The following is a 21,023-nucleotide window of genomic DNA, read 5'->3' as shown; positions in this document are numbered from 1 at the left end:
CGGCTCCGCCGCCGCGCTGGTCGCGCCTCAGTCTTCGTGTGCTGCGTGAGCCTCGTGCGGGCCATGCCCCTTCGGGCAATGGCAGACCGAGGTCGGGCCGAATTCGATGCCGAACGTCTGGCCGTCGCGATGGCGCTGCCAGTAGAAGTTCGGCGCCTTTTCGCCCAGATTGCCAAGTTCGGCCATGTCGGCATCGACGTCGAACAAACGCCCGTCGACCATCACATAGCGGGTGTCGATGGTCGCGCGGATGTTCTCCAGCGGATTGCTGTTGAGCACCACCAGGTCGGCCTTCTTGCCGGCTTCGAGCGAACCGAGCTGCTTGGACAGGCCGAGATAGTCGGCGCCGTCGATGGTGGCCGCGCGCAAAGCCTCGAAGTTGCTGAAACCGCCCTGCGGCAGCATCCAGATTTCCCAGTTCGCCGACAGGCCCTGCAACTGGCCGTGGCCGCCGACCTGGATCTTGACGCCGGCGTCGCGCAGCTTCTTCACCGACTTGGCGACCTGCACATGCCAGTAATCCCAATCCGGCGCGGTCTCGCGACGGATCGAACGCGCGTCGAGGGTTTCGCGCGGGAAGAAGCGATTGAGCTTCTTGTCTTCCCAGACGTTGTCGCGCGCATACCACCAGTACTCGCCGGACAGGCCGCCGTAGCTCACCACCAGGGTCGGGGTGTTGCGCACGTCGGTCTGCCGCCACAGTTCGACCACGTCCTTGTACAGCGGCGCGACCGGGATGTTGTGCTCGATGCCGGTGGCGCCGTCGAGGATCATCGGCAGGTTGTGGTTGAAGGTCGAACCGCCTTCCTCGACCACCAGCATGCCCAGCTCGCGCGCGGCCTGGTTGATCTGCTGGTGCTGTTCGCGGCGCGGCTGGTTATAGCTCTTGACCGAGAACGCACCGTTGGCCTTCATCCGGCGCAGGTGGCTGCGGGCGTCGTCGATCGAGTTGATCACCGCCTTGAAGTCGCCGTCGGCGCCGTACAGGATCGTGCCGGTCGAGAACACGCGCGGGCCGACCATCTTGCCGGCCTTGAGCAGCTCGGCTTCGGAGAACACGAACTCGGTGGTCGCCGAGGGGTCGTGCATGGTGGTGATGCCGAAGGCGAGGTTGGTGTAGTAGGCCCAGTTCTGCTGCGGGACTACACCTTGGCCGAAATGTGCGGCATGCGCATGCACGTCGATGTAGCCGGGCAGGATGGTCTTGCCGCTGGCGTCGATGACGCGCGCGCCGGCCGGCACCGCGACCGTGCCGCTGGCGCCGACCGCTTCGATCTTGTCGCCGCGCACCACCACGGTGCCGTCCTCGATCACTTCCTGCGCGGTCTCGGCGTTGCGCATCGTCACCACGCGTGCGTGGGTGAAAGCGACGGTGTCGCGCGCTGCGTACACCGGCAGGTCGAGGCCGACGCGCACGCCGGTTTCGTCGGCCGAGGGTTTGGCCGGCGTGGCCGGCGCGCCCGGCAGGAAAGCGAAGGCCTGGTTGAGCGGGCGCGAGTAATAACGATCGCCGACCATCCAGTGCAGCGACTTCGAATCGGCGGCCCAGTGCAGATAGCTGCCGACGTCGGCGCTGACCGGCGTCACCGGCATCGCCTTGCTGTCCTTGCTTAGTTCGACCGAGCTGCCGGTGGTCATCAGCGGCGCGACATAGGCGTTGAACAACTCGGTGAACGCCACCCACTTGCCGTCCGGGCTGATGCTGACCGAGTCGACGTACTTGAGGTTGTAGACCTCGCGCGGCTCTTCGCCCTGCAGGCCGACCGACATCAGCTTCTTCTTCAGGCCGCCGCCGGTAAGGTAATACACGCGGCTGCCGTCGGCGCTGAACTGCGGCGCTTCGCCGTTGTCGGCGATGCGGGTCGGCTTGCCGCCGTCGGCCGACATCACGTAGATGCCGCGATCGGCCGACCACAGGCTGCCGGTGAGACCGCCGCCGCCGGTCTTGGCGTAGACGATGCGCTTGCCGTCGGGCGAGAAGCGCGGGCCGTAGTAGAAGCCCTTGTCCTGGGTCAGGCGCTTGCCGCCGCCACCGCCGGCGCTGGCGACGTAGATCGCGCTGAGCGCTTCGTCGGACCAGGTCGTGTACAGCAGTTTGCCGCCGTCGGCGCTGAAGCTGGGCTGGTACTCGTAAAGGTTGTCGTTGCCGGTCAGGCGTTCGGGCTTGCCGTCGGGCAGGCGCTTGCGCCACAGATGGCCGACGGCGTGGAAGATCAGGGTCTTGCCGTCGGCACTGGTGGCGACGTCGCGGATCATTTTCGGCGCGAAGCGGCCTTCGTCGAGTTTCTGTTCGAAACGCAACGGCTCGGCCACGGTCTGTTCGATCGACGCCTGGAACGGAATCGCCTCGGGCTTGCCGCTGGCGATGCCGACGCGCCACAGCTTGCCCTGCGCCCAGATCACCACCGACTTGGAGTCGGGAGTCCAGGAGAAATTCGCGTACGGCCCGAAGATCGCCCAGGCTTCCTGCATGTCGTGCGACAGCCCGTCCCAGACCGGGCGGGTTTCGCCGCTGGCCAGGTCGAGCACGTGCAGCACCGACTTGTCGCGGATGCGTTTGACGAAGGCCAGCGACTTGCCGTCCGGCGAGGGCTGCGGCCGCACCGCGCCGCCGGGCGTGCCGATCACGGTTTCGCTCTTGCCGGTTTCGCGGTCGAAGCGCTTGATCGCGTAGACGGTGTCGTGGACGTTCTTGTTGTACTGGAAGGCCGGGCCGGCGCTGACGTCTTCGGAGTAATAGACGTAGCGGCCATCCGGCGACAGCGCCGGTTCGCCGAGGTCCTGCTGGTCGTTCTTCTGCTTGGTCAGTTGCAGGCCGCCACCGCCGCCGGCGGCATGGTAGATCCACAACTCGCCGGCGCCGAGCGAACGCTCGCCGGTGAAATGCTTGCGTCCGACCAGGAACTGGCCGTCCGGCGTCCACGCCGGGTTGTTGAGCAGGCGGAAGTCTTCCTTGGTCACCGCGACGGCGTTGCTGCCGTCGGCCTTGATCCGCCACAGGTTGTTGCCGCCGCCGCGGTCGGAGGTGAAAGCGAGTTCGCGGCCGTCGGGCGACCAACGCGGTTGCACGTCCCAGGCCGGGCCGCTGGTGATGCGCTTGGCCTGACCGCCGCCGATCGGCAGCCGGTACAGATCGCCGAGCAGCGAGAACACGATTTCGCGACCGTCGGGCGACACGTCCAGGTCCATCCAGGTGCCTTCGTCGGTGTCGAAGCGCACGGTCTTGGTCTGGCCGTGCGGCGCCGAGACGTCCCACTTCTTCTCGTCCTTGTCGCCGGGCTTGCTGACGCCCTTGGCGGTCTGCGCCGAAGCGCGCGCCGGATCGGTGCCGGCGGGTTTCAGCGCGTCCTGTTCCAACTGGGCGGCGGGCGCTTCGCCTTGTTTCTCGCCCTGTTTCTTGTCCTGCGGTGCGGGTTGCGGCGGGGTCTGGGCATAGGCCGGGACGGCGAGCGCGCTGGCGAGCGCAAGGGCGAGCAGGCGGTGATTGGGCATCGAAGCGGTTACCTGGGGCTGACGATGGTTCGAGCCTAACCCGCACGCATGCCTCGACACCTGGGCTAAAAGTCGTGCTTGGTGGGGTATGGCGAGATGTCGCTGTCGCCACGCCGTGCGAGCAAAGCAAATCTCCCCCAACCCCTCTTTGCCAAAGAGGGGAGTGCTGGCGTCGGGTCGGGGAGGATGAACTTCTTTCGAGCTGCATCGCTGCGCAAGCAAGGGATGCTGGCGGCTAGCGGGGCCGAACTGCCGGCTCTCGAATGGAAGCCGTGGACCTCATGTAACGGATGCTGCCTTCGAAGCAAGAGCGACGGTGGCCAGTTCTAATGCGTCGACGAGGTGTCGTTGCTCCCGGCAAAGCTAATCCGCTCCCCTCTTTGGAAAAGAGGGGTTGGGGGAGATTTGCTCTTGGCGCCGCCGCATCCGCATCGGCGCTCCAGCCGCTTCGTGCCCGCTCAGCCCTTGAAGTCGGCCTGCTCGGCGGCGAAGCCGACCACCACCGCGCCCTTGCCGACGTTGACCATGCCGGTCAGGCTCATGACGCTTTCGAACAGCTCGACGTTGCTGTTGCGGCAGGCTTCGCGCAGGCGCTCGTAGCCGGGCAGGGCGTGCAGTTCGGCGAGTTCGCCGCCGTAGCTGACGCACACCGTCGGCGTCAGCAGCCCGGTCTGGGCCTTGTGCGCGGTGAACTCGAACAGCTTCTGCGCGGCGTTCTCGTAGCCCTTGATCTTGGCCACCGGGCCGGTCTCGCCGCGGTTGCAGTGCAGCACCGGCTTGATGTCGAGCGCGGTGCCGAGGGTGGCGCTGAGGAAGCTGACGCTGCGGTCGCCGCGCACGCGGGTGCGCGCGCGCAGGTAGTTGAGGTCGCGCGGGATCAGATAGCCGTGGGTGTGCAGGGCCAGATACTCCAGACGCGCGCGGATCTTCGGCGCGCCTTCGCCGGCGGCGCGCAGGCGCACCGCTTCGACCGCGGTGATGCCCTGGGCGGCGAACAGGTTGAGAGTGTCGATCACCCGCAACGCGAACGGCGTGTTGATGCCGGCCGCTGAACGCACCGGCTTGTAGTCGTTGAGGATCGCGAAGCTGGCCTGATTGGCGTTCTCGTAGACCGGGCTGCGGGTCTTGGTGATCGTCATGCAGAACACGTAGTCGTAATCGATCACGAGCTGGCTGACGAACAGGTCGCGCACCTGCTGCACGGTGTAGGGCGTGGTCTCGGCCTCGAAACCGCGCTCGGCCAGGTGCGTGTGCAGGAATTGCAGGGTGGCCTGTTCGTTGCGATGGTCGGCCAGTACCGCCTGGCCGATGCGCACGGTGATCGGCAACAGATGGATGTCGTGCCGTTCCAGATATTCCAACGGCAGATCGCAAGCGGAGTCGACGACGATTCCAATGCGCATGTTCCCCCCCGGGTAGGGCGCGTGGTGATCGGATAGGACCGCAGCATACCTTTTTGAGACATGAGTCACGCGTGAGCGCGCTCCGGGGCTTGCGTCGTTCAGGCGCGGCGACGTATCCCCACCGGCAGTTGCTTCAAACGCTGCATCTCCGGGTCGTCGAGCAATTCGGGATGTTGCAGTGCGTCAAGAGCGAAGTCGTGGGCATCGTTGCCCCAAAACAACTCATCTCCAATGCTCAACGTAGGGACACCGAAGACACCGGCCACCAACGCGGCCTCGGTGTTGTCGCGCAGCGCCGCCTTGATCGCGTCGGCGCCGAGCGCTTCGGCCTCGACCCCGAGGGCATCGATCACCGGTGCCAGTGCTTCGACGCTGTCGCCGGCCTCGCCGCGCCGCCAGATCCAGTCGAAGATCGCATCGACCGCCTCGGGGGTGGAGCCGGCGACCAGGCACAACCGCAGTGCGGCGAGCGGATTGAACGGATGCGCCGGCGGGAAGCGCAGGGCGATGCCTTCGCGCCGCGCCTGCCACAGCACGTGCCGGTAGGTGAACTCGCGTTTGCCGACGATTTCGGCCGGGCCCTTCTGGCCGCGCGCCTCGAGCACGGCGCCGAATGCGACCGGCACCAGCTCGATCGCGCGCTCGCGCACCATCGGCCTGAGCTTCTGCCACTGCAGGTAGGAGAACGGCGAGATGAAGTCGAAGTACCAGCGCAGCGTGGTCATGGTCGTCGGGTCTCTTATGGCCGGCTCTGTTACTTCCAGGCGCCGAGGATCAGGCCGTACAGGGCGAACTGGAGGATGTGGTAACCGGCGTCGATCATCCACAGCATCAGGCTGCGCTGGGCGAAGGCGTAGTTGATGCCGAAGCTCATCGAGACGAAGAACAGCCCGACCACGAAGCCGACCCCGAAACCGTCGGCGGCATTGGCGCCGGGCGGCAGGAACACCGCGAACATCAGCGCGGCGAGGAAGCTGCAGGCGATGGCGGTGGCGAACACCCGGCCGGGGTGGCCGGGCTTGGCATCGGGATCGACCCCGGCTTCGCGGCACCAGCGCTTCTTGAACAAGGGCCCGTACCAGAGCCCGCCGAGCAGGAAGGACGAGGCGGTCGCCGCGAGGATCGCCAGCCAGTTGAGTTGCAAGAGGGATGCGGTCATCGCGGTGTTCTCCGGGTGTTGGGGTGAATCGGCACCGACCGATTCCCGGTGCGCGATGTCGCGCGGCAGCTCGCCGCAGCGGGCTCGGGGAAGGGGCGGGACGGGCGGCGATCCTTCGTCGGCCGACGACAGGATACGCCTGGGTCATCGGAGGCGGTGGCATGGGCCATGCCCGCGGACCGCCCCCTTGTAGGAGCGGCGTAAGCCGCGACCGCGTTCTTACCGCTTCGTCGTCGCCGTGGCTTCGCGGTCGCGGCTTACGCCGCTCCTACAAAGACCCGGCGGATTCATTGGGCCGCTTCGTCGAAGCGGCCGGGCCGCTGCCTCAGCGCGCCGGCGCCGGATACGCGCGCGGCAGGCCGGTGTCGCCGTGCAGGTAACGGTCGCGCAGCTCGGTCTGGCGGCTGCGCATCTCGATCGCGCGGCCGTCCATCCACACTTGCAGGGCGACATGGGCGACATCGAGCGGATCGCCGCTCCACAGCACCAGGTCGGCGCGCTGGCCTGGGGCGATGGCGCCGACCTGGCCGGCCACGCCGAAGGCTTCGGCCGGCACCCGGGTCAGGCCGGCCAGGCCGTCGGCCCAGGGCAGGCCCGCGGCGACGGCGTTGCCGGCGAGCTGGCGTACCTTGCGCGCGTTGTGCGAGGCGCCGCCTTCGCTGAAACCCACCGCCACGCCGGCCGCGCGCAGGCGCGCGGCGTTCTCCATGCTGGCGCCGACCTGGTCGAAATCGCTCGGCAGGTTGGACAGCGGATTGACGAACACCGGCACCTTGGCCGCGGCGAGCTGCGGCGCGAGCCGCCAGGCCTCGCCGCCGCCGGCGATGGCGATGCGCAACCGGTGCCGCGCCGACCAGCGCAGCAACTGGCGGATGTCGGCGGCGCGATCGACGCCGAACACGATGCGGCCGCCGCCGTCGAGGTATTTGAGCAGGGTCGAACGCCCGGCCGGGGTCAGCAGCGCGGCGTGGTGGCCGGGTGCGATGCGGCCGCGCGCCTCGTCGATCAACTGGTCGAGGATCATCCACTGCGCTGCACGCGAGCTGCCGCTGAGGCCCAGGCCGTCTTTGCCCAGGCGCACGAACAACACACGCGGGCCGATCGGGTCGGGGCCGCCGTCGAGCCGTTCGACGCCGCCCTGGCCGGCGACGATCGAGCCGCCGGTGGCGGTGCCGACGCCGAGCAGGGTCCAGCCGATGCCTTCGATGCGCGCGACCGGGATCAACACCGAGTCGGGGTTGTAGGCCAGGGTTACGTCGAACTCCGGCCGCACCGTCATTTCCTTGGTGTCGGCGCCCAGCGCGACGGTCTGGTCGACCGTGGATTTTTCGCCGGAGACTTCTTCCAGGCCGATCTCGGTGATGCCGCCGAACAGGGTCGGGGTCAGCGGCCGGCCTTCGGCTTCGACGACCTGGGCGCCGGCCGGCGCCGACAGCCCCCTGCCGACCGCGCGCACCACGCCGTTGCCGACCAGCACGTCGGCGTGTTCGAGCGAGCCTTGCGCGGTCGCGGTGTGCACGGTGGCGTTGCGGATCAGGACGTTCTGCGCCGCGGCGCCGAAACTCGCGCAAGCGCCGAGCAGGGCGAGCAGCAGCGCGCTGCGACGCAGCCCGCGGGTTGCAAGCTTCGCTGCAACGGCGCAGGACAAGGGTTCGATCCCGCGACGGTTCATCGCACGCCTCCGGTCTGCGTCGCCGGTTGCCCCAGCAGGAAGTCCGACTTCGGTTGCCGCGACGGGTCGGCGCGGTCGTAGACGCGCGCGCCGTCGACATAGACCTGCTCGGCCTTGGCGTAGACGCTGAAGGGGTTGCCGTTCCACACCACCACGTCGCCCATCTTGCCGGGCTCGAGGGTGCCGGTGCGTTCGAGGATGCCGAGCGCCTTGGCCGGGTTCTGGGTCAGCCAGCGGATCGCCCGTTCCGGCGCGATGTCGATGCCGGCCAGGCGCGCATGCGCGATCACCTTGGCCGCTTCCTGGTTGAGGCGCTGGATGCCCTCCTCGGAGTCCGAATGCACGATCGCGCAGCTGTTGGCGGGGCGGTCGACGATGGCGATGTTTTCCTGGATGCCGTCGAAGGCTTCCATCTTGAAGCCCCACCAGTCGGCCCACAGCGCGCCGCACACGCCTTCGGCGGCGAGGCGGTCGGCGATCTTGTAGGCCTCCACGCCGTGGTGGAAGGCGCTGACCTTGAAGCCGAACTCCTTGGCCAGGTCGAGCATGGTGGTCATCTCGTCGGCGCGGTAGCAATGGATGTGGACGAGGATGTCGCCCTTGATCGCGCCGGCCAGGGTGTCGAGCTTGAGGTCGCGCTTGCCGCCGGTGTCCTTCTCGCTGTCGGCGCCGTTGCCGTTGCCGGGCTTGGCGCTGCTCTGCCACCAGCGCTTCTTCTGCGGCGCGGCGGCCTTCGGCGCGCTCTTGCGCAGGTATTCGCTGGCGTCGATGAAGGCGGCGCGGTAACCGGCGACATTGCCCATGCGCGTGCCCGGCGGCGTGTTGCGGCTGCCGTAGACGCGCTTGGGGTTCTCGCCGCAGGCCATCTTCAGGCCCCACGGCGCGGCCGGGAACTTCATCGCCTGGTAGCTGGTGGCCGGGACGTTCTTCAGCGTCACCCCGCGTCCGCCGATCAGGTTGGCCGAGCCGGGCAGGATCTGCAGCGAGGTGATGCCGCCGGCGAGCGCCGCGGCGAAGCCGGGGTCCTGCGGCCACACCGAATGTTCGGCCCAGACGTTCGGGGTGACCGGGCCGGTCATTTCATTGCCGTCGGCGTGCGCGCCGACGCCGGGGCTCGGGTAGACGCCGAGGTGCGAGTGCACGTCGATGATGCCCGGGGTGATCCACTTGCCGCTCGCGTCGACGCGGGTGGCGTCGCTGGGTGCCTCGAGGGCGCGGCCGACCGCGACCACCTTGCCATCGCGCAGCAGCACGTCGGCGTCGTCGAGGCGCTGGCCGGCGCCGGTCAGCACGGTCGCATGCTGCAGCAGCACCGGGCCGGCGGCGATCGCCTTGTAGGTGCTCGGATACGGGTCCTGGGTGAAACGCGAGGCAGACGCGGGCGTGGCGGCCTGCACGGCGCCGGCGAGCAGCGCCAGGCCACAGCCGGCCAGTAGCGGTCGAAACATGGATTCCCCCAAGACAGAGCGAGCGACGGACAACCTTGGAACCGTAACGGCCGCCCGAGCCCCTGCCAACCCTGACTATCGTCATGGGCGGTGCGACAATGGCCGGACAACAACAAGAACAGGCACAGACCATGAAAGAGAAAGAACAGATCGTCGAAAACTGGCTGCCGCGCTACACCGGCGTGCCCCTGGACCAATTCGGCGAGCACGTCCTGCTGACCAATTTCGGCGGCTACCTGCATACCTTCGCGCGCCTGACCGGCGCCGAAGTGGTCGGCCTGGACCGACCGATGCCGAGCGCGACCTTCGACGGCATCACCATGATCAACTTCGGCATGGGCAGCCCCAACGCCGCGACCATGATGGACCTGCTGTCGGCGATCATGCCCAAGGCGGTGTTGTTCCTCGGCAAGTGCGGCGGCCTCAAGCGCAAGAACCAGCTCGGCGACCTGGTGCTGCCGATCGCCGCGATCCGCGGCGAAGGCACCTCCAACGATTACCTGCTGCCGGAAGTGCCGGCCCTGCCGGCCTTCGCCCTGCAGCGCGCGGTTTCGACCACCATCCGCGACCTCGGCCACGACTACTGGACCGGCTCGGTGTACACCACCAACCGCCGCGTCTGGGAGCACGACGAAGCCTTCAAGGAGCGCCTGCGCCAGATGCGCTGCATGGCCATCGACATGGAGACCGCGACCGTGTTCGCCGCCGGCTTCGCCAACCGCATCCCCTGCGGCGCGCTGCTGCTGGTGTCGGACCAGCCGATGATCCCCGAAGGCGTCAAGACCGAAGCCTCCGACGCCAAGGTCAGCGCGAACTTCGTCGACACCCACATCAGCGTCGGCATCGAAGCGCTGAAGCTGATTCGCCGCCACGGCAAGTCGGTGCGGCATTTGCGCTTCGACGAGTGATCGCTACGGCACGCCGGCCTTTCCGTCTTTGAGCGCTTCGCGGTGTCGTGACAGTAGTCATTCATCTGCAAGCGCCAGCGTACGAAGCCCCTCTCCCGCTTGCGGGAGAGGGGTTGGGGTGAGGGCCGCGACAGCTCTGCGCGCGCGCCGTGCCCGCCATCGCAGATCCGTCGTGCGGCCCTGAACCGTTTATCGATGAACGAGCGGATAACCCTGTTTTTATAGGGGTTCTGCGACGCCAAGCACACGACATCGCACGGCCTGAGACCTCGCGCGCCGACACTGTATTCCACGGCCGGAGGACAGGTCATGGAACAGCTCATCTTCACCGTCATCGGCGCGTTGCTTACCTGGGCGTTCTACTTCATCCAACGTTTCGCCGAACGTCGCGGCACGGTCGACGCGATCGAGCGCGGCAAGCAATTGCTGGCGCTCAAGCAAGAGCTCGACGGCGCTCACACCAGCGTCGAGGAACTGCGCCGTTTCGAAAGCCGGTTGGTCGGCAAGGCCGAAACCGCCGCGCGCATCGCCGACAGCTATTTCAGCAAGGCCGCCGCGGTCGCGCGCGACAACGAGGACGCGCGGGTCAGCGAGGCCGACATGAGCCAGCAGGCGATCGCCGAGCTCAGCCGCGAAGAAGTGCGGTTGCAGGGCTTGGTCGCGCACCTGCGCAAGCAGCTCGACGGCGACGGCCTGGCGGCGTTCGAGCGGGCGCACGAGGCATGGCTGACTTTTCGCGAATGCCATGCGCGTTTCGTCTCGCAGTCGTACTCGGCCGGGCCGATCCGTCCGCTGATCCACGCGGTGACGATGGAAAGCATTACGGTCGCATGGATCAACGAGCTGGAAACGCAGTTGGGCGAGGAAGAGGCCGCTTGATGCGGCCGGCTATGGCGGCCTTGGGCATCGCATCGGCGGTGGAAGGATGGGCAACCGCGGATCGGCCCCACCTGGCAGGCGGTTTCGACGGATCCATCGGGCCGATCGTCGCAGCGGCTTGCGGCGCGGCAGTCATCGGTCTTGCGACAGCGTGAGGTACGCGGGCTTCCGCGATTCATGTGGATGCGGCTTGATGCCCGTCGCAGGGTGAGCGCGACAGCTTCGCGCCCGGTTTGCTAGGGTTCGCCACCTGATCCTCAGCGAGAACCCGCATGCCCGTGACCGCGAAAGACGTCGTCGACTTCTGGCGAAACGCCGGCCCCAGCCGCTGGTTCGACCGCAACGACAGCTTCGATCATCAATGCCGCAGCGGTTTCCTCGAAGCCCATCACGCCGCCGCGCGGCGCGAGCACGACGACTGGGTCGAGTGCGACGCCGAATCCGCGCTGGCCTTGCTGATCCTGCTCGACCAGATTCCGCGCAACGTCTTCCGCGGCAGCGCGCATTCCTACGCGACCGATCCGCTCGCGCGGCACTACGCCCGGCGCGCGCTCGAACTCGGTCACGACCGCAGCATCGAGCCGGCGCTGCGCGCGTTCTTCTATTTGCCGTTCGAGCATTCCGAGCAACTCGACGATCAACGCCGCTCGGTCGAATTGCACCGCGGCCTGCCGCCGAACCAGGACGGCAGCGACGCCGCGCAGTGGGCCGTGGCCCATCTCGAAATCATCGAACGCTTCGGCCGCTTCCCGCACCGCAATGCCGCACTCGGCCGCGAGAGCACGGCCGAGGAACAGGCCTATCTGGATGGTGGCGGGTTCAGGGGCTGAGCCGGGGGCGTGCACCCCGCGACCGCGATGAATCAATGTAGGAGCGACGTGAGTCGCGACCACGCCATCACCCCATGCTGCGCCGCGATCCGCGAGCCCGCGGTCGCGGCTCACGCCGCTCCTACAGAGGCAGCGGCGCCGCGCTTTGGGGTAGGAGCGACGCGAGTCGCGACCGCGCACCCACCCGAGCCTGCGCGGCGATCCGTCAGCCCGCGGTCGCGGCTCACGCCGCTCCTACAGGGGCAGCGACACCGCGCTTTGGGGTAGGAGCGACGCGAGTCGCGACCGCGCATCCGCCCGAACCGGCGTCGCGATCCCGCCCGCCCGCGGTCGCGGCTTGCGCCGCTCCTACAGGGGCAGCGACGCCGCGCTTTGGGGTAGGAGCGACGTGAGTCGCGACCGCGCACCCACCCGAGCCTGCGCGGCGATCCGTCAGCCCGCGGTCGCGGCTCACGCCGCTCCTACAGGGGCGGCGACGCGGCAGCCCGCCCCACAAAACAGAACGGCCGCGACGCAGGGCGCCGCGGCCGTTCGATTCGGGCTTGCCGATCGATCAGAACTGTCGCTCGATCAATACTTCGGAATCGAAGCGTCCAGGTCGGCCCAGGCGTCGATGCCGCCTTCGATGTTGTAGACCTCGCGGAAACCGAGCTGGCGGAAGTGCTCGGCTGCCTGGGCGCTGCGGCCGCCGTGGTGGCACAGGAACGCCAGCGGGGTGTCCTTGGGCAGGCCTTCGAGGGCATCGGTGCCGCCGTCGAAGGTGTCGAAGGCGATGCCGATGCGGGCGATCGCGCGTTCGTCGGCGGGGCGCACGTCGACCACGCGCAGCGAGCCTTCGCCGGCGCGCGCGAGCGCCTGCTCGGGCGCGATCGGCTTCACCGCCGGCGGCGCGTTGGGGTTGGTGATGACCAGGCCGCGGCCGCGTTCGTCGTCGGCCCAGTCGATGCTCACGCCGTCGGCGCGGCGGGCGTTGATCCAGTCGGTCTGCACGCGCACGCCTTCGGCTTCGACCGCAATGGCGTTGGCATCGACCGGCGCCAACTGCAAACGCACGTTATGGCGCGCGTCGACTTCGAGCTGCACCGCGTAGTTGTCGCCGGCATTGGCCACCGCGTCGCGCAGCATCTGCGCCGCGGCCGGGGTGATCGTGAGCTTCGGCGGGCTGCGGTCCGGTGTGGGCAGGCCGAGCAGCTCGTGCAGTTCGCCGCTGCCGGCCATCTGCTCGATGATGTCGCTGCCGCCGACCAGTTGCGCGTCGACATACAGCTGCGGGATCGTCGGCCACTCGCCGTATTGCTTGATGCCCTCGCGGATCTCCGGGTCGGCCAGCACGTCGACATGGGCATAGCCTTGCGGCAGCAGCGCGTTGAGCGCGCCGGAGGCCTTGGCCGAGAAGCCGCACTGCGGCGCGGTGGGGCCGCCCTTCATGAACAGAACGACGCGGTTGGACTGGAGCAGGGTTTCGATGCGCGAACGCAGGGCAGGGTCGAGGGACATGGAGGTCAGCCGGGCGGGAATAGGGGCAAGGTGGGGGCGGGCAGTCTACGTCGCAAGGTAGGATGCGGCATCCGCCGGCGTCTCGGGCTGCCGCGGAGCCCCTCCCGACCGTCGGAACCGCCCGCTGCGTATGAACGCCATCCTCGTCACCCACCGTCCTCCGCGCCGCCCGGGCGTCTGGTTGTGGCTGTTCCTCGGCTCGCAGCTGCTGATGGCCGCTTTGTGGGCGCGCTACGGATGGACCGTCGGCCTGCCGGCCCTGCTGCTGAGCCACGGGGCGATGGTCTGGGGCACCCTGTGGCCGCGCTCGCGTCTGTTCAGCCCGGTGCTGTCGCGGCTGCCGACCCGCGAACGCGTGGTCTGGCTGACCATCGACGACGGCCCCTCCGACGACACCCTGGCCCTGCTCGACCTGCTCGATGAGCACCAGGCCAAGGCCACCTTCTTCGTGGTCGCGCAGCGCGCCGAACGACGCGCCGACTTGCTGCGCGAGATCGTCCGCCGCGGCCACGACCTGGGCAACCACAGCGCCAGCCATCCTTCGGCGCGGTTCTGGATGTTGGGGCCGGCGGCGATGGCCGCCGAGATCGGCGGCGCCCAGGCGCGCTTGCAGGCCTTGATCCCCGGCCTGCGCCTGCGCTGGTTTCGGGCCGTGGTGGGCATGGCCAATCCGTTCACCGCGCAACCGTTGAGCGCGCACGGTTTGATCCGGGTGGCGTGGAGCGCGCGCGGTTTCGACGCGGTCGCGGCCGACCCGGCCACGGTGGTGGCGCGGATCGAAAAAGACTTGGCGCCGGGCGCGATCGTGTTGATGCACGAAGGCGCGGGTCACGGGCGCAATGTCGAGACCATGGCGGTGTTGTTGCGGCGTTTGCGCGAGCTGGATTACCGCTGCGTGGTGCCGTCGGTCGAATGAGGGCGGCGCAGGCCGATCGGCTTGCGCTCAGGTCGGCTGGTTCGCGGTCGCGACTCGCGTCGCTCCTACTCCAAAGCCGCGTTCCAAGGGTAGGAACGGCGCAAGCCGCGACCGCGATCTATCGCGCTACCGCGCAAGCCTCACTCCGCACGCGCCGCCACGATCCGCCAGTTGTTGAATGGCGTGCGCCCGAACAGCGGCGTGAACTCGACTTCGAGCCCGGCCTCGCGCAAACGTGCCCGCAAGGCTTCGCCGTTGGGGTAATAACGCGGCATGGCATTCATCCAGCCCAGTGCGCGCGAGAACAGGTCGACCGCGAGGGTGATGCGCGCCCGGTGGGTGCCGTCGTCGAGGCCGGTACGGATCACCAGGCGTGCGCCCGGGGTCAGCATCGCGATCATGGCGTCGATTGCCCGCGCCTGCGCCGGGTAGGGAATGAACTGCAGCACGTCGAGCATCACCACGCTGCCGCGATGCTCGGGCACTTCGTGAGCGAGGTCGACGGTTTCGAATACGGCCTGATCCAGGCCGACCCGCGCCGCGGCGCGGGTGGCGCGACGGATTTTCGCTGCATCGCTGTCGACACCGCGGTAGGGCAGGCGGATGCCGTCGGCGAGCAAGGTGTGGGCGAGCAGGCCGAGGCCGCAGCCCAAGTCCAGCAGCGGCGCGCGGGTGCCGCGCAGGGCCGCGCTGACGCCCGGATAGAGCGGATCGCTGCCGAGCTTGGCGCGGCTGTAGTAATAGTCCCAGCGATTGCCGAGCGGATGCTCGGGCAGATAGGCGCGCGCGATGCGGTCCGCTTGTCCGTGGGCCATGGCTTGTACCGCTTCGTTCATTGCTGGGTCCGGACTCCGTGCGCGGCCGTGCCGCCGGCGGCAGTTTGGCATTCCAGGGGCGCCGGCGCTCGGCCATCGCCGCACGGCGTCGCAAAGCACATCGTGGGCGGCGAGGCGGCGCGCGCCGATGCCGCGACTGCGCCGCGTTCAGCCCACGTGCGCTTGCAGCAGTCGTTGCGCCACCGGCACGGCCAGCTCGGCCCACTGCGTATACATCGCCGCCGACGGATGTAGGCCGTCCTCGGCGACCATCGCCGCTTCGCTGCCGCGTGCGCGCGAGACCGGGGTGATGTCGACGAAGGCGACCTCGTGCCGCGCGCAGATCTCGCGCGCGGCCTGGTTGAAGACATCGAGCTCGGCGCCGATCGTCGCCGGGCCGCGTTTGTCGCTGGCGCCGAACGGGGTCGCGCCCCAGTCGGGGATCGACAACACCAGCACGCGATCGGCGCGGCCATGGGCGTAGCGGATCGCGCGTTCGAGCAATTCGCGGAACTCGCCGGCGTACTGCGGCGCGCTGCGGCCGCGGTACTGGTTGTTGACGCCGATCAGCAGGCTGACGAAATCCCACTGCCCCAACGGTTCGGCCAGGTCCAGCGCGAGCGCGAGCTCGTCGGTGGTCCAGCCGGTGGTCGCGATGATGCGCGGGTCGGCCAGGCCGATGCCGCGCTCGCGCAGTGCGTTCGCCATCTGCAGCGGCCAGCGCCCGGCCTCGGGCACGGCTTCGCCGATGGTGTAGCTGTCGCCGAGCGCGAGATAGGACAGCGTCATGCTTGCTTCAAGCCACCGCGGCGCGTTGGGCCTCGACCTGGGCGCCGCGTTCGGCGTAACGGTCGAGCACGCGTTCGATGCGCTGGAACACCTCGCGCACCTCGGCCGGCTGCGGCAGCAGGGTGACGCGGAAATGGTTGCGATAGGGCACGTTGAAGCTCGAGCCCGGCACCACCAGCACGTCTTCGGTTTCGAGCAGTTCGAGTGCGAACTTATGGTCGTCGAAGCCCTGCGCGGCGGCGCCGACCACGGCCGGGAACGCGTACAGGGCGCCGGCCGGGGCGACCAGTTCCAGATGCTGGCTGGCTTCGACCGACTCGATCACCGCGCGACGCGCTTCGTACAGGCGTCCGCCCGGCTCGCACAGCGGGGTGATGGTGTCTTCGCCGTTGAGCGCGGCTTCGATCGCGAACTGGCCCGGCACGTTGGCGCACAGGCGCAGCGCGCCGAGCAGGTCCATGGCGTGGTGGAAGTCGCCGCTGGCGACCGGGTCGCCCGACAGCACCGCCCAGCCCACGCGCCAGCCGCAGGCGCGGTGCACCTTGGACAGGCCGCCGAAGCTCAGGCAGGGCAGGTCGCCGGCGATCGGCGCGACCGGGGTGAACTGGGCGCCGTCGTAGAGGATCGAGTCGTAGATCTCGTCGCACATCAGCAGCAGCTTATGGCGCGCGGCGATCGCGACGATGCGTTCGATCAGCTCGCGCGGATAGGCCGCGCCGGTCGGGTTATTCGGGTTGATCAGCACGATTGCGCGGGTGCGGCTGGAGATCAGTTGCTCGATCTCGTCCGGGTCGGGCAGGAAGCCGTTCTCGGGCTGGCAGCGGTAATACACCGGACGGCCGTCGTTGAGGATGGTCGCGGCCGACCACAGCGGGTAATCGGGCGAGGGCAGCAGCACTTCGTCGCCGGGATTGAGCAGGGCGCGCAGCGACAGGTCGATCAGCTCGCTGACGCCGTTGCCGACGAACACGCGCTCGGGCGAGGCGTTGGGCGTGCCGCGGCGCTTGTGGAACGCGGCGATGGCTTCGCGCGCGGCCGGCAGGCCCTGCTGATGGGTATAGGGATCGGTGTTGGCGATGTGGTCGGCGATCGCGCGCTGCAGGTGTTCGGGCGCGCGGAAGCCGAAGGCGCCGGGGTTGCCGATGTTGAGCTTGATCTGCTTGCGCCCCTGGGCCTCCAACTCACGGGCTCGCCGGGCCAGTTCACCGCGGATTTCGTAACGGACTTCGGACAGGCGTTCGCGGGTTTTCAGGGGCGGCAATGACATCGGGGCAGGGCTGGGTAGAAGGAGAGACCCCCAGACTAGCTGAATCGGTCCGGCGAATCAGCCGGGGGCGGCGATTCCGGGCGCCCGCGATCTGCGCCGGCGCGCACGGAATGGCCGGGCCGGCGGCCCCGATCCCGGCCGCCGCCGCGTTCGCCGCCGGTCCGGAGGCCTGCGCCGAGGCCGAAACCCGCGTCCGGCCTATGTAGAATCGCGCCATGACCCTCGTTGCCCGCGCCTTTGACTCCTGAACTCGCTGCCTTGCAGGCGATCGGCTGGCCGATCACGGCCGACGAGCCGTTGCCCGCCGACCCCGTCTGGCGCCAGGCGCTGCTCGACCACCCCCAGGCCCGCCCGGCGCGGGTGACCGAACAGCACCGCAGCGGCTACGTCGTGTCCGAAGGGCCCGACAGCGGCTACCGGGTCGAATCCCTGCCCGAATGGCAACGCCCGGCCAATTACAAAAAAGGCTCGGTCGCGCCCGAACAGCGTCCCGGGGTCGGCGATTGGCTGCTGATCGACGGCGACGGCAGCGGCGGCAAGGTCGTCGCCCTGCTGCCGCGCTATAGCGCGATCAAGCGCGGCGCCGCCGGCGAGCATTACAAGCAGCAGCTGATTGCAGCGAACATCGACACGGTATTCATCGTGTGCGGTCTCGACGGGGACTTCAATCCGCGCCGGATCGAGCGCTATCTGCTGCTGGTGCGCGGCGGCGCCGAACCGGTCGTGGTGCTGACCAAGGCCGACGAAGCCATCGCCGCCGACGAGAACGCGGTCGCCGACGCGATCGGCGCCTTGGCCGAACTGGCCGAGGGCGTGGCGATCCGCGCGGTCAACGCGCGCGACCGCGACGGCAGCGTCGCGGCGATGGCGCCGTGGCTGCAGCCGGGCCGCACCGTGGTGCTGGTGGGCTCCTCCGGCGCCGGCAAATCGACCCTGACCAACAGCCTGCTCGGCATCGAGCGCATGAAGACCGGTGCGGTGCGCGAAAGCGATGCGCGCGGCCGCCACACCACCACCCATCGCGCTCTGATCCCGTTGCCGTCGGGCGCCTGCCTGATCGACACCCCGGGCATGCGCGAACTCAAGCCGACCGGCGAGGAAGACGTCGCCGAAAACTTCAGCGATGTCGAAGCCCTGGCCGAGCAGTGCAAGTTCCGCGATTGCACGCACGACCGCGAGCCCGGCTGCGCGGTGCGTGCGGCGATCGAAGGCGGTCGGCTAGCTCCGCAGCGTTTCGCCAGCTACTTGAAACTGCGCGACGAAGTCGCCGGTGCGGCCAATAAGCTGGCCAACCGGCGCGCGCAGAAAGCCGATGTGAAAGCGGTCGGCAAGGCGCCCAACAAGCGGCCGGACGCCAAGCATGGGCGCCGCTGAGCGCCCGGGTTCAGTCGCAGGGCCGAGCGCAGACGGGATGTTTGCGCAGGCCGAACAGCAAATCCCCCCAGCCCCCCTTTTGCAAAGGGGGGGACGGCACGGGCTCGTGGATGGTTGCGTCGTAATGGCCAGCCGCGAAAGCCCCAGGCAAGCGACTAACCTCGCCAGATGCCTCCCCCCTTTGCAAAAGGGGGGCAGGGGGGATTTGCTCCTGCTCTTGCCTCTGCTCTCCACCGCGAAACACCCCCAAGGCCTCGCCGCATGAGTCTGCTCAGCCCCAGCCTGCACAGCGAAATCCAGCACCACGCCGCGCTCGATGCGCGCATGGTCCGGGTCGCGCGCGGGATCAAGCTGCTGACCATGGCGAGTTGGCCGTCCGGCCTGGAAGTGCAGTTCCTCGACGACTATGCGCGCGGCGTCGCGCTGCTGCCGGTCATCGAGTACCCGAAGTACGACTTCAGCGAAGCACGCCGCGAACTCGAAGCCGTCGCCGCCGAAGCCGACCCGGATCATCCGCTCGGCGAGTACCTGATCGAATCGGCGCATTCCTGGGGCATCGCCGCGCAGTTGCTGGAATCGCTGGGCTCGACCGCGGTCACCGCCTACTCGGTGCAGTTGTTCGGCAAGCCCGATGCGGCGCTGCCCGGGCAGGGGCCGAGCACACGCGAGGCCGCCAACCATTTCATCTCGATCGCCAACGAGCTCGACCGCGAGCTGATGTCGCCGGCCGAAACGGTCGAGATCTCCGCGACCGCCCTGAGCCTGCAACTGCAGCGCGACCTCGACGACTACTTCGACGCCCGCATGATCGAAGTCGTGCTCGACCCGGACCTGATCGCCAAGGCCGCGGCCGGCGCGACCCGCATCCGCCTGCGCAGCGGCGCGGCCTTCAGCGACTACGACCGCCATCAGCTGCTGCAGCACGAAGCCTTCGTGCACTCGCTGACCGCGCTCAACGGCCGCGAACAACCGGTGCTGCCGAGCCTGGCACTATCGTCGCCGCGCACCACCGCAACGCAAGAGGGCTTGGCGACCTTCGCCGAACAGATCACCGGCAGCATCGACATTGGCCGCATGAAGCGCCTGAGCCTGCGTATCGACGCGGTGGCGATGGCGCTCGATGGCGCCGACTTCATCCAGGTGTTCCGTTACTTCATCGACGCCGGCCAATCGCCGGCCGACAGCTTTGCCTCGGCTCAGCGCGTGTTCCGCGGCGTGCCGACGAACGGCGGCTCCGCCTTCACCAAGGATGCGGTTTATCTGCGCGGCCTGGTCGGTGTGCACACCTTCTTCCGCTGGGCCTTGCGCCAACAGAAGCTGCACCTGTGCCGCTGGTTGTTCGCCGGCAAGATGACCCTGGGCGATGTGCAGCGCTTCGAGCCCTTGTTCGACAGCGGCGTGCTGGCGCCGCCGCGCTGGATGCCGCCGTGGATCACCCGCGCGAACGGCTTGGCCGGGATGCTGGCGTTCTCGCTGTTCGCCAACCGCATCCGCCTGGACCAGATGGCCGAAGGCGATTTCAGCGAAATCGGTTGATCGCCCTGCTTTAAGGGTGGGAGCGGCGCGAGTCGCGACCAACCGAAGTTACGTACGCGAAGGTCTCGTCCGAAGACCAGGCAATCGGCCGAAACGAGCACAAGCAGGTTGAGATGTCCGGACTCCGGATAAAGCGCTTGCGTACACCGCTGCGGTTGGTCGCGGCTCACGCCGCTCCTACCCAGGGCCTCAAGATAAAAACGACTTCCGGGCCGCGTGGGGGGAGGGGTAACGACGCGGCCGGAAGCCGGAAAACTCAGTTCATGTGCAGCCCGCCGTTGACCGCGTAATCCGCGCCGGTCACGAAAGCTGCGTCGTCCGACGCCAACCACGCGCACAGGCTGGCGACTTCGTCCGGCTTGCCCAGGCGGCGCACCGGCACCGATGCGGCGAGCCGGTCGAGCACGTCCGGCGGAAACGCACTGATGGCGGCGCTGGCCACATAGCCGGGCGACACCGTGTTGACGGTGACGCCGCGCGCGGCGAACTCCTGGGCCAGGGCGCGGGTGAAACCGTGCATCGCCGATTTGGCGGTGGCGTAGTTGACCTGGCCGATCTGGCCTTTCTGCGCGCTGACCGAGGCGATGTTGATGATCCGGCCCCAGCCGCGCGCCGACATGCCGTCGATGACCTGCTTGGTGATGTTGAACAGGCTATGCAGGTTGCCGGCCATCACCGCGTTCCAGTCCTCGCGCGTCATCTGCCGGAACAGCACGTCGCGGGTGCCGCCGGCGTTGTTGACCAACACGTCGATCTCGCCGACCTCGGCCTTGACCTTGGCGAATGCGGCCACGGTCGAGTCCCAGTCGGCGGCATTGCCTTCGGAGGCGATGAAGTCGAAACCCAACTCGCGCTGTTCGCGCAGCCAGGCGGCCTTGCGCGGCGAATTGGGGCCGCAGCCGGCGACCACGGTGTGGCCGCCGTGGGCGAGCTTCTGGCAGATCGCGGTGCCGAGGCTGCCCATGCCGCTGGTGACGTAGGCGATGCGGAGTGTCATGGCGCGGTTCCTAGTGATGGACGAACGACGAAGTGGGGCTA

General features: G+C 68.5%; 17 protein-coding genes. 6 read left to right on the top strand and 11 right to left on the bottom strand.

Annotated elements, in window-relative coordinates:
* Positions 1–27: 27 nt before the first annotated feature.
* From LC490_RS20670 to LC490_RS20645, 6 genes are all read right to left on the bottom strand, one after another.
* Complete coding sequence (locus tag LC490_RS20670) at positions 28–3,492, bottom strand: amidohydrolase family protein (protein ID WP_223621451.1); 3,465 nt, start codon at positions 3,490–3,492, stop codon at positions 28–30.
* 458 nt (positions 3,493–3,950) lie between these two features.
* Positions 3,951–4,895, bottom strand: a complete 945-nt coding sequence (locus tag LC490_RS20665) for a DegV family protein (RefSeq protein ID WP_223621450.1) — start codon at positions 4,893–4,895, stop codon at positions 3,951–3,953.
* A 98-nt stretch (positions 4,896–4,993) separates the two neighbouring features.
* Positions 4,994–5,620 (bottom strand): 2-hydroxychromene-2-carboxylate isomerase, encoded by a 627-nt coding sequence (locus LC490_RS20660; RefSeq protein ID WP_223621449.1) that lies wholly within the window; start codon positions 5,618–5,620, stop codon positions 4,994–4,996.
* A gap of 29 nt (positions 5,621–5,649) precedes the next feature.
* Positions 5,650–6,054, bottom strand: coding sequence for a DUF1761 domain-containing protein (locus LC490_RS20655; protein WP_031370995.1), 405 nt, complete (start codon positions 6,052–6,054; stop codon positions 5,650–5,652).
* A 325-nt stretch (positions 6,055–6,379) separates the two neighbouring features.
* On the bottom strand, positions 6,380–7,726 hold the full coding sequence (locus tag LC490_RS20650) for an amidohydrolase family protein (RefSeq protein WP_223621448.1): 1,347 nt from the start codon (positions 7,724–7,726) through the stop codon (positions 6,380–6,382).
* Positions 7,723–9,174 (bottom strand): amidohydrolase, encoded by a 1,452-nt coding sequence (locus LC490_RS20645; RefSeq protein WP_223621447.1) that lies wholly within the window; start codon positions 9,172–9,174, stop codon positions 7,723–7,725. Before LC490_RS20645 ends, LC490_RS20650 begins: the two co-directional genes overlap by 4 nt.
* 131 nt (positions 9,175–9,305) lie before the next feature.
* Between LC490_RS20645 and LC490_RS20640 the strand changes: the two genes are divergently transcribed.
* The 3 genes from LC490_RS20640 to LC490_RS20630 all read left to right on the top strand — a co-directional run bounded on the left by LC490_RS20640 (position 9,306) and on the right by LC490_RS20630 (position 11,791).
* Positions 9,306–10,082 (top strand): AMP nucleosidase, encoded by a 777-nt coding sequence (locus LC490_RS20640; protein ID WP_057919309.1) that lies wholly within the window; start codon positions 9,306–9,308, stop codon positions 10,080–10,082.
* A gap of 309 nt (positions 10,083–10,391) precedes the next feature.
* Positions 10,392–10,961, top strand: coding sequence for a lysozyme inhibitor LprI family protein (locus LC490_RS20635; protein ID WP_223621446.1), 570 nt, complete (start codon positions 10,392–10,394; stop codon positions 10,959–10,961).
* A gap of 272 nt (positions 10,962–11,233) precedes the next feature.
* Positions 11,234–11,791, top strand: coding sequence for a DUF924 family protein (locus LC490_RS20630; RefSeq protein WP_223621445.1), 558 nt, complete (start codon positions 11,234–11,236; stop codon positions 11,789–11,791).
* A gap of 570 nt (positions 11,792–12,361) precedes the next feature.
* Here the strand turns inward: LC490_RS20630 and grxD are convergent.
* On the bottom strand, positions 12,362–13,288 hold the full coding sequence (gene grxD / locus LC490_RS20625; RefSeq protein WP_223621444.1) for a Grx4 family monothiol glutaredoxin: 927 nt from the start codon (positions 13,286–13,288) through the stop codon (positions 12,362–12,364).
* A gap of 130 nt (positions 13,289–13,418) precedes the next feature.
* Between grxD and LC490_RS20620 the strand changes: the two genes are divergently transcribed.
* Entirely contained in the window at positions 13,419–14,204 is a 786-nt protein-coding gene (locus LC490_RS20620) for a polysaccharide deacetylase family protein (RefSeq protein WP_223621443.1), read from the top strand.
* 140 nt (positions 14,205–14,344) lie between these two features.
* Here LC490_RS20620 and LC490_RS20615 read toward each other — a convergent pair whose 3' ends face one another.
* The 3 genes from LC490_RS20615 to LC490_RS20605 form a co-directional block, all read right to left on the bottom strand.
* On the bottom strand, positions 14,345–15,019 hold the full coding sequence (locus tag LC490_RS20615; RefSeq protein WP_031371003.1) for a methyltransferase domain-containing protein: 675 nt from the start codon (positions 15,017–15,019) through the stop codon (positions 14,345–14,347).
* 168 nt (positions 15,020–15,187) lie between these two features.
* Positions 15,188–15,808, bottom strand: a complete 621-nt coding sequence (locus LC490_RS20610) for an SGNH/GDSL hydrolase family protein (protein ID WP_223621442.1) — start codon at positions 15,806–15,808, stop codon at positions 15,188–15,190.
* 7 nt (positions 15,809–15,815) lie between these two features.
* Positions 15,816–17,075 carry a pyridoxal phosphate-dependent aminotransferase gene (locus LC490_RS20605; protein ID WP_223621441.1) on the bottom strand — a complete coding sequence of 420 codons (1,260 nt, stop codon included), beginning with the start codon at positions 17,073–17,075 and terminating at the stop codon, positions 15,816–15,818.
* A gap of 279 nt (positions 17,076–17,354) precedes the next feature.
* Between LC490_RS20605 and rsgA the strand changes: the two genes are divergently transcribed.
* Complete coding sequence (rsgA, locus tag LC490_RS20600) at positions 17,355–18,449, top strand: ribosome small subunit-dependent GTPase A (protein ID WP_223621500.1); 1,095 nt, start codon at positions 17,355–17,357, stop codon at positions 18,447–18,449.
* A gap of 261 nt (positions 18,450–18,710) precedes the next feature.
* Positions 18,711–19,985, top strand: a complete 1,275-nt coding sequence (locus LC490_RS20595) for a flavohemoglobin expression-modulating QEGLA motif protein (protein WP_223621440.1) — start codon at positions 18,711–18,713, stop codon at positions 19,983–19,985.
* A gap of 256 nt (positions 19,986–20,241) precedes the next feature.
* Here LC490_RS20595 and phbB read toward each other — a convergent pair whose 3' ends face one another.
* Positions 20,242–20,982: an acetoacetyl-CoA reductase gene (gene phbB, locus LC490_RS20590; RefSeq protein WP_223621439.1), complete on the bottom strand. Its 741-nt coding sequence runs from the start codon at positions 20,980–20,982 to the stop codon at positions 20,242–20,244.
* Between the last annotated feature and the right edge of the window lie 41 nt (positions 20,983–21,023).

Source organism: Lysobacter sp. ESA13C, assembly GCF_019970005.1.
Taxonomy (GTDB): Bacteria; Pseudomonadota; Gammaproteobacteria; order Xanthomonadales; family Xanthomonadaceae; genus Lysobacter; species Lysobacter antibioticus_B.
This window is presented reverse-complemented; position numbering and strand designations above follow the sequence as displayed.